1 protein-coding gene and 1 pseudogene are annotated in these 9,769 nt (G+C 70.9%); both read right to left on the bottom strand.

Annotated elements, in window-relative coordinates; translation table 11 throughout:
• Positions 1-1,668: pseudogene (locus tag ACGFYP_RS34555) on the bottom strand (type I polyketide synthase); the annotation flags it as partial.
• Between the two features lie 79 nt (positions 1,669-1,747).
• Positions 1,748-9,769 (bottom strand): type I polyketide synthase (locus ACGFYP_RS34550; protein ID WP_393502063.1); only part of this gene is annotated, 8,022 nt, incomplete at its 5' end.

The following is a 9,769-nucleotide window of genomic DNA, read 5'->3' as shown; positions in this document are numbered from 1 at the left end:
GCCCGTCCGCGTGCCGCGAACCACACCAGGCCCGGTCTGGCCGTTGGCCAGCGCGCGCAGGCCGGTCAGAAGCTGCTCGCGGTCGCGGCCGGTGACGACCGCGCGGTGGTCCAACGCAGCCCTGCCCGTGGCCAGGGTCCAGGCCACGTCCACCGGCTCGGAGGACGTCGTGCTCTCCGCGTACGCCAGCAGTCGGCCCGCCTGCGCCTCCAGCGCCGCCGGGGTCTTGCCCGACAGCACCCACGGCACCACCGGTACCGGAACCACCGGCTCAGCGGTCGGGGCAACGGCCTCCTCGGAGACCTCCTCGATGATCACGTGGGCGTTGGTGCCGCTGACCCCGAACGCCGAGATGCCGGCGCGGCGCGGGCCGCCGCTGTCCGGCCAGGGCCTGGCCTCGGTCAGCAGCTCGACGGCGCCCGACTCCCACTCCACGAACGGTGTCGGCTCGTCGACGTGCAGCGTCTTCGGCAGCACGCCGTGCCGCATCGCCTGCACCATCTTGATCACACCGCCGACACCGGCGGCGGCGACGGAGTGCCCGATGTTCGACTTGAACGATCCCAGGTAAAGCGGCCGTCCCTCCGGGCGGCCCTGGCCGTACGTCGCCAGCAGTGCCTGCGCCTCGATCGGGTCGCCGAGGCGGGTGCCCGTGCCGTGGGCCTCGACGGCGTCCACGTCCGCCACGTTCAGACGCGCGTTGGCCAGGGCCTGGCGGATCACGCGCTCCTGGGAGGGGCCGTTCGGTGCGGTCAGGCCGTTCGACGCGCCGTCCTGGTTCACGGCCGAGCCGCGTACGACGGCGAGGACCTTGTGGCCGTTCTTCCGCGCGTCCGACAGGCGCTCCAGGAGGACGAGGCCGACACCCTCCGACCAGCTGGTCCCGTCGGCGGCGGCCGCGAAGGACTTGCAGCGGCCGTCGGCGGCGAGACCACGCTGCCGTGCGAAGTCGACCAGGCCTGACGGCGACCCGGACACGGTCACACCGCCCGCCAGGGCCATGGTCGACTCGCCCTGCCGGATCGACTGCACGGCCAGGTGCATGGCGACCAGCGACGACGAGCAGGCGGTGTCGATCGAGACCGCCGGCCCCTCGAAGCCGAACGAGTAGGAGACCCGGCCCGATGCCACACTGCCGAGCTTGCTCGTCATGAGGTAGCCCTCGAACTCCTCGGGCCCGTCGAGCCCCAGGTAGCTCTGCTCCACGACCCCCGCGAAGACACCCGTACGGCTGCCCCTCAGGGTGTCGGGGTCGATACCCGCGTTCTCCAGGGTCTCCCACGCGGTCTCAAGGAGGAGACGCTGCTGCGGGTCCATCGCGAGCGCCTCGCGCGGCGAGATCCCGAAGAAGCCCGCGTCGAACAGGTCGGCCCCGTCGAGGAAGCCGGCCTCACGGCTGTACGACGTACCGGGCTTGTCCGGGTCGGGGTCGTACAGCTTCTCGATGTCCCAGCCACGGTTGGTGGGCAGCTCCGTGATGGCGTCGACCTCGTCGACGACGAGCTGCCACAGGCTGTCGGGCGACGACACCCCGCCCGGGAACCGGCAGGCCATGCCGACGATCGCGACAGGTTCCTCCTTGCCGGCCTCGAGTTCCGTGACCCGCTGACGCGCCTTCTGCAGATCGGCGGTCACCCTCTTGAGGTACTCGAGCATCTTCTCTTCATTGGGAGTGGACATGCGGAGCCTCAGTTCTCCTTGGAGGGTCGAGAGTCGAGATGGGCGCGTCGTCGCGTGACGAGGGTGATCACTGTGAGGTGCCGAATTCCGAGTCGATGAGGGCGAAGATCTCGTCCGCGGTCGCCGATGCGATCCGGCTCTCCGCGTCGTCCGTGCCCTCAGTCGCCGCTCCAGCCGTCTCCTGCGTCTCCTGGACCTTCGCCAGCAGGGTCTGCAGTCGGACGGTGATGGCCGCGTGGTCCAGGTCGCCCCACGAAGGAGCCGAGAGCCCGGTGACCGCTGCCTCCAGCTGCGCCAGCTCCGCGAGGACCGGCTGCTGGGAGGCTTCGTCGGGCAGGACACGCTTCAGCACGTAGCCGGCGAGCGCGGCCGGTGTCGGATGGTCGAAGACGAGCGTCGCCGGGAGCGCGGTCCCCGCCATCGCGTTGAGGCGGTTGCGGAGTTCGACCGCGGTGAGTGAGTCGAAGCCGAGCTCCTGGAACGCCCGGTCGGGCTCGATCGCCAGACTGTCGGCGTGCCCGAGGACGAACGCCACCTCCGTGCGGACCGCTTCCAGCACATGGGCCTGGCGCTCCTCGTCGGAGAGACCGGCCAACCGCTGCGCCAGCACACCCGGGGCGCCGGCACCGGTGCCCGTACCGGACTGCGCCGCGTGGCGGCGGCGCCCCGGGCCCGCGACGAGTCCGCGCAGGAGCTCGGGCGTACGGCTCAGGCCGCGTACGGCCGCCAGGTCCAGCGGCGCGGCCACCACTGCGGTACGCCGGGCGCCGAGAGCGGCCTCGAACAGGACCGTACCCTCGGCCTCCGACACCGGGCGGAAGCCGTCGGCGGCTGCTTGGCTGCCGCCGGAGTTCTCGGCTGCGGCTGCGGCTGCGGCCGTGGCCGTGTCGGTGACGTTCCACGGGCCCCAGGCGATGGAGGTCGCGGGCAGGCCTTGCGCGGCGCGGTGCTCGGCGAGGGCGTCGAGGTATCCATTGGCGAGTGCGTGGCTGCTGTCGACGGTGCCGTCGGTTCCGTCCGAGCCTTCGATGGCGGTGGTGCTGCCGGCGAGGGTGGAGAGGAGGACGAATTCGGACACTGTGCTGATCTCGCGGGTGAGCTCATGCAGGTGGCGTGCCGCGTCGAGCTGCTGCTGCGGCTCCTGCTGCTCCTGCGAGATGTGGATGACGGCGGTGAGGGGGTGGTCGGTGGGGATGGTGTCGAGGGTGGTGGTGATGGCGTTGCGGTCTGCTGTGTCGGTGGCGGTGATGGTGATGTGGGTGGCGCCGAGGGTGGTGAGTTCGTTGTGGAGTTGGGTGGCGCCGGGGGCGTTGGGTCCGCTTCGGCTGGTGAGGAGGAGGTGTTTGATGCCGTGGTGGGTGACGAGGTGGCGGGCGAAGAGGGCGCCGAGGGATCCGGTGCCGCCGGTGATGAGGACCGTTCCGTTCGGGTCGGCGCTCCACGAGGGGGCGGCGGCTGCCGGCGCCACGGAGGCGGTCTCGGGTACGAGGCGTTGCAGGCGGGGGACGAAGACGCTCCCCTCGCGGATCGCGGCCTGCCCCTCCTCTCCGTCGGTCAGCGCGAACAGCGCCTGCAGCGAGGCCGCGTCGTCGTCGAGGTCGGCGAGGACGATCCGGCCGGGGTTCTCGGACTGGGCCGAGCGCAGGAGTCCCCAGACGGCGCTGCCGGCGAGGTCTGCGGTTTCTGTGTCGGTGTCGGTCGTCGATGCGGCGCCGTTGGTGAGCACGACCAGCCGGGTTCCGGCCAGGCGCTCGTCCGCCATCCACTCCTGTGTCAGGGCCTGTGTCCGCTGGATACGGGACGCGAGGTCCGTGTCGCTGGTGGTGGGGCTCCAGGGGAGTAGTACGGCGTCGAGTCGGGTGCCGGTCTCGACTGCCTTGGCGACGGCTTCGACGTCTGCGTAGTGCTCGGCGCGCGCGTAGGCGGCCTGCTCGGGGGCGTTGTCGTAGCTGAGGACACCCCAGGTGGGCGGAGTGGCCGGCTGTGGCAGCACGGTCGGGACCCATCGGACCTCGAACAGGTCGAGGGCTGCGCTGCCCGAAGCGCCGACGGCGAACTCCTCTACGGGGGTGGCGCGGTAGGTGAGTTCGTCGATGGTGAGGACGGGCTGGCCGGTCTGGTCGGTGAGGACGATGGAGACGGTCGTGTCCGTGCCGTGGTCGTCGGCTCCGGTGGGGGTGAGGTGGGTTCGTACGGCTGTGGCGCCGGTGGCGTGCAGGCGTACGCCCTGCCAGGTGGACGGGATCCAGATGTGTCCGTCCCGGTCGGGGAGTTCGTGGCCGGCGAGGGCCGCGTTCAGCAGTGTCGGGTGCAGGCCGAATCGCGAAGCATCGCCGGAACGCTCCTGCGCCAGGTCGATCAACTGTGTTTCAGGTCCCGCGAGTTCGCGCGGCATGGTCCGGGCGTCCTCGCTGTCACCCACGCCGATGCGGCCTTGGGCGTGGAGGGTCCAGGGGGCGTCGGGGGTGTCGTCGGGTCGGGCGTGGACGGTGAGGGAGCGGCTGTTCGTCGTCATGTCGGGGGTGCCGACGCGGACCTGGAGCTGTACGCCGCCTTGGGCCGGGATGGTGAGGGGGGCCGCGAGTTCGAGCTCGTCGAGCACGGTGGCCTTGACCTCGTCGCCGGCCCGGATCGCCAGTTCCACGAGCGCTCCGGCGGAGAGGACCGTCGTTCCGTCGATGGTGTGGTCGGTGAGCCAGGGGTGGGTGTGGAGGGAGACGTGGCTCGTGAAGAGGGTTTCGTCGGATCCGGCGAGGGTGGCTGTTCCTCCGAGGAGAGGGTGGCCGGTGTCGGTGAGGCCGAGACCGGTTGCGTCGGTTGCCGTGTGTGCCGATTCGAGCCAGTAGCGCTGGTGCTGGAAGGCGTAGGTGGGCAGGTCGACCTGCTTGGCGCCGGTGTTGGTGAGGTAGTTCTGCCAGTCCACGGGGGTGGTGGTGTGGGTGTGGATCTGGGCGAGTGCGGCGACGAGTGTGTCCGCTTCCGGGCGGTCGCGGCGGAGGAGGGGGATGGTGGTGACGTTCTCGGTGGTGTTTTGGACCATGGCGGAGAGGACTCCGTCGGGTCCCGCTTCGACGATGGTGGTGGTGCCGAGGTTGGTGAGGGTGGTGGTGGCGTCGGCGAAGCGGACTGCTCCTCGGACCTGGTCGGTCCAGTACTGGGCGGTGCGCAGGTCGTCGCCCGTTGCCTGCTGACCCGTGAGCGTGGAGACGATGGGTATCTGCGGTTCGTTGTAGGTGAGTTGGGCGGCGATGGTGTGGAACTCGTCGAGCATGGGGTCGATGTGAGGGGAGTGGAAGGCGTGGGAGACGGTGAGCCGCTTGGTCTTCCTGCCCTGCTCTTCCATCGCACTGGCAATGCTTGCGACGGCATCCTCGTCGCCTGAAATGACCAGGGACGTGGGGCTGTTGATCGCCGCGATCGCTGCCCCGTCTGTCAGGAGCGGGGTGATCTCGTCTTCGGTTGCCTGGATGGCTGCCATGGCTCCGCCTGTAGGCAGGGCTTGCATGAGGCGGGCTCGGGCCGTCACGAGCTTCGCTGCGTCGTCGAGGTTGAGGATGCCGGCGATGTGGGCGGCGGTGAGTTCGCCGATGGAGTGCCCGGCGACCAGGTCTGCGGTGATGCCCCAAGACGAAACGAGTCGGTAGAGGGCGACCTCGGTGGCGAAGAGCGCCGGCTGCGTCCAGCCCGTGTCGTCCAGGCCCGCGCCCGAGGCGATGACCTCGCGCAGCGGCCGGTCCAGGTGGGGGGCGAGTGCTGCGGTGACCTCGTCGAAGGCGGCGGCGTAGGCCGGGAAGGCCTCGTACAGCTCCAGGCCCATGTTGATGCGCTGTGCGCCTTGGCCGGTGAAGACGAAGGCGGTTTTGCCTCCCGTCCGTGTGCCGCGGGCCACGCCAGGCCCGGTCTGGCCGTTGGCGAGTGCGCGCAGGCCGGTGAGGAGCTGGTCTTGGTCGCGGCCGGTGATGACGGCGCGGTGGTCGAGCAGGGATCGCTCTGCGGTCAGGGTCCAGGCCACATTCGCCGGATCCGGCTTCGTGGTCTCGGCGTACGCCAGCAGTCGGCCCGCCTGGGCCTCCAGGGCTGCCGGGGTCTTGCCCGACAGCACCCACGGGACCACCACCACCGGCGGCGCAGTCGGAGCGGTGTTCGCGGGCTCCTCCGTGGCCTCCTTGGTGACTTCCTCCGGCTCCTCGATGATCACGTGGGCGTTGGTGCCGCTGATGCCGAAGGAGGAGATGCCGGCGCGTCGGACGCGGCCGTCGGCCTGCCATTCCCTCTGCTCGGTGAGCAGGGCGACCTCGCCGGCGGACCAGTCGACGTGCCCTGTCGGTGCATCCACGTGCAGGGTCTTCGGCAGCACGCCGTGCCGCATCGCCTGCACCATCTTGATGATGCTTCCCACGCCTGCGGCGGCCTGGGTGTGGCCGATGTTGGACTTGAGGGAGCCCAGGTACAGCGGGCGGTCTTCCGGCCGCTCTTGGCCGTAGGTCGCCAGGAGTGCCTGGGCTTCGATGGGGTCGCCGAGGCGGGTGCCGGTGCCGTGGGCTTCGACGGCGTCGACGTCGGCGGTGGTGAGGCCGGAGTTGGCCAGGGCCTGGCGGATGACCCGCTCTTGCGACGGCCCGTTCGGTGCGGTCAGGCCGTTCGACGCGCCGTCCTGGTTCACGGCCGAGCCGCGTACGACGGCGAGGACCTTGTGGCCGTTCTTGCGGGCGTCCGACAGGCGCTCCACCAGCAGCAGGCCGACGCCCTCCGACCAGCCGGTGCCGTCGGCGCCGGCGGCGAACGGCTTGCACCGGCCGTCCGGAGCCAGGCCACGCTGGCGCGAGAACTCCACGAAGGAGAGCGGCGTCGACATGACGGTCACACCGCCGGCGAGCGCGAGGTCGCACTCCCCGGTGCGCAGTGCGTTCGCCGCCATGTGGAGGGCGACCAGCGACGACGAGCAGGCCGTGTCGACCGTGACCGCCGGGCCTTCGAGGCCGAAGGTGTAGGACAGGCGGCCCGAGGCCACACTGCCCGCGTTGCCGCTGGCCAGGAAGCCTGCGAGTTCCTGGGGGACGGTCTGCACGCGCGAGCCGTAGTCGTGGTACATGACGCCGGTGAACACGCCCGTACGGCTGCCACGCAGCGTGGAAGGAAGCACCCCCGCGTTCTCGAAGGTCTCCCACGCGGTCTCCAGGAGGAGTCGCTGCTGGGGGTCGGTGGCGGTCGCTTCGCGCGGCGACATCCCGAAGAACTCCGGGTCGAACTGGTCCGCGTCGTGCAGGAACCCGCCTTCACGCGCGTACGTCGTGCCGACCCGCTCGGGGTCCGGATCGTAGATGCCGTCCAGGTCCCAGCCACGGTTGGAGGGGAACTCGGTGATGGCGTCCGTGCCCTCGGCGACGAGTCGCCACAGGTCTTCCGGAGAGGACACTCCGCCGGGGTAGTGGCAGGCCATGCCGACGATGGCGATCGCTTCGTCGGTCGAGGTCGTCCTCGTCTCGACGACGGCCTTGGCCGCCGCCGTGCCGGAGACCTCCACTTCGAGATGGGCGGCCAGCGCGGCCGGCGAGGGGTAGTCGAAGACGAGGGTCGTGGGCAGGCGGAGGCCGGTGGCGGTGTTGAGCTGGTTGCGGAGTTCGACGGCGGTGAGGGAGTCGAAGCCGAGTTCCTGGAACGCGCGGTCGGCGTCGATGGCCGTGTGATCGGCGTGGCCGAGGACCGATGCCACGTGCGTCCGCACCAGGTCGACGAGTGCCTTCTCCCGCTCGGTTACGGAGAGTCCTGCCAGCCGGTCCGCGAGCGACGAGCCACCGCCCGCACCGGCAGCCGCAGCGGTTCCGGCGCGGCGAGGTGCAGCGGGCACCAGGCCACGGAAGAGCGGCAGGGCGGTGCCGGCTTGGGCGCGCAGGGCGGCGGTGTCGATGCCGGTCGCGGCAAGCAGCGCGTCGCCTGTGGTGTGGGCGGCGTCGAAGAGGTCCATGGCGTGGGTGGAGGTGAGCGGGCGTATGCCTGCGCGTGCCATGCGTTTGAGGTCGACGTCGGCGAGTCCGTCGGTGATGTCGCTGGTCTGCTCCCACAGGCCCCATGCCAGGGATGTCGCGGGGAGGCCTTGGGCGTGGCGGTGGTGGGCGAGGGCGTCGAGGAAGGTGTTGCCCGCCGCGTAGTTGGCCTGGCCTGCTGTGCCGACGAGGCCGGCGAGGGAGGAGTAGAGGACGAAGGCGGTGAGGTTCTGCTCGCGGGTGAGGTCGTGCAGGTTCCACGCAGCATCGACCTTTGCCCGGAGTACCTGCTCCAGGTGCCCTGGCGTGAGGGAGGTGACGAGAGCGTCATTGAGGACGCCTGCGGTGTGGACTACGGCGGTCAGGGGGCGGTCGGTCGGAATGGCGTTCAATACGGCCGCGAGTGCGTCGCGGTCCGCTGCGTCGCAGGCGACGATGTCGACGTCGGCGGCGCCCAGGGTGGTGAGTTCGTCGCGGAGTTCGGTCGCGCCGGGGGCGTCCTGTCCGCGTCGGCTGAGTAGCAGGAGATGGCGCGCGCCGTGCTCGGTGACCAGGTGGCGTGCCAGTACGCCTCCGAGTGCGCCCGTCGCGCCCGTCACCAGGACGGTGCCGGCGCTCCAGTCCGGAGCCTGCGAGGCCGGGGCCGGGGTCGACACGGGGCTGGTCCGGGCGAGGCGGGGTACGCGGAGTGCACCTGCTCGTACCGCCAGCTGGGGTTCGCCGGACGCGAGGGCGGCCGCGATCCAGCGCGGCAGCAACTCCGCGTCGTCGGCGTCGTCGATGTCCAACAGTGCGATGCGGTCAGGGTGTTCGGTCTGGGTGGCGCGCAGCAGACCCCATACGCCCGCGTGGGCCAGGTCCGGTACGTCCTCGTCAGCACCGGCCGCCACGGCGCCCGACGTCACGACGACCAGCCGGGAGTCGGCGAACCGTTCCTCCGCCAACCAGCCCTGCACCAGCTCCAAGAGCTCGTTCAGAACGGCGTGAGCCGCACCGGGTACGTCCCCAGGCAGCACTGTCGTCGGATGCGACACGAGCGGGACAACGGCGGCGGCCGGAACGGCCGTCCCGGCATCCATCGCCGCGATCAGACCGCTCAGGTCCGTGTACGCCTGGCTCGCCGGCGACAGACCGTCGCCCACCACTGCCCAGTCGAGACCTTCGACGGCGTTGGTCGGCTCCGGAATGCTGGTCCAGCCCACCCGGTACAGGCCGTCGCGGGCGGCCGATCCGGCCGAGCGGAGGGCGTCCTTGGACAGGGGCCTGTACGCCATGGACTCGACGGTGGCGACCGGTGCGCCGGTCGCGTCGGCGAGGTCCAGGGCCACCGATTCCGGCCCGGTCTGCGTCAGCCGTACGCGCAGCAGCGAGGCACCCACGGCGGACACGTTCACACCCGACCAGGTGAACGGCAGAGCAGCGTCCCTGCTCTCGTCCACGACACCCGGCAGGAGTGCGTGCAGGGAGGAATCCAGCAGCACGGGGTGGAGGCTGAAGAGGCCGGCATCGGCGCGCTGCTCGTCGGCGAGGGCGACCTCGGCGAACAGCTCGCCTTCGTTCGCGCCCTTCCACGCACGGCGGAGGCCCTGGAACGCGGGACCGTAGCCGTACTCCTGCTCGGCCAGGCGCTCGTACACCCCGTCGAGCATCACCTCTACGGCATCGGCGGGCGGCCACACCATGAGGTCGTGTGTGTTCGTGGGCGCGTTGTCGGTGGTGAGTACGCCGGTGGCGTGGGTGGTCCAGGGGCGGCTGTCGTCGCCATCCGCGTCGGGGCGTGAGTGCACCTGAAGGGTCCGGCGGCCGGACTCGTCGGCATCACCGACCACGACCTGGACCTGAATCCCGCCGCGCTCCGGCAGGACCAGCGGCGCCGCAAGCGTCAACTCCTCGACCCCGCCCGCACCGACATGCTGAGCAGCCCGAACAGCCAGCTCCACGAAGGCGGTCCCGGGCAGAAGCACCGTGTCCGCAACCGAGTGGTCGGTGAGCCAGGGGTGGGTGTGGGGCGAGAGGCGGCTCGTGAAGACGTATTCGTCGCGGTCGGCGATGGCCATGGCTGCGCCGAGGAGGGGGTGGTTTGTGTTGGTGAGGCCTAGGTCGGT

Source organism: Streptomyces sp. NPDC048370 (assembly GCF_043200825.1).
Classification (GTDB): domain Bacteria; phylum Actinomycetota; class Actinomycetes; order Streptomycetales; family Streptomycetaceae; genus Streptomyces.
This window is presented reverse-complemented; position numbering and strand designations above follow the sequence as displayed.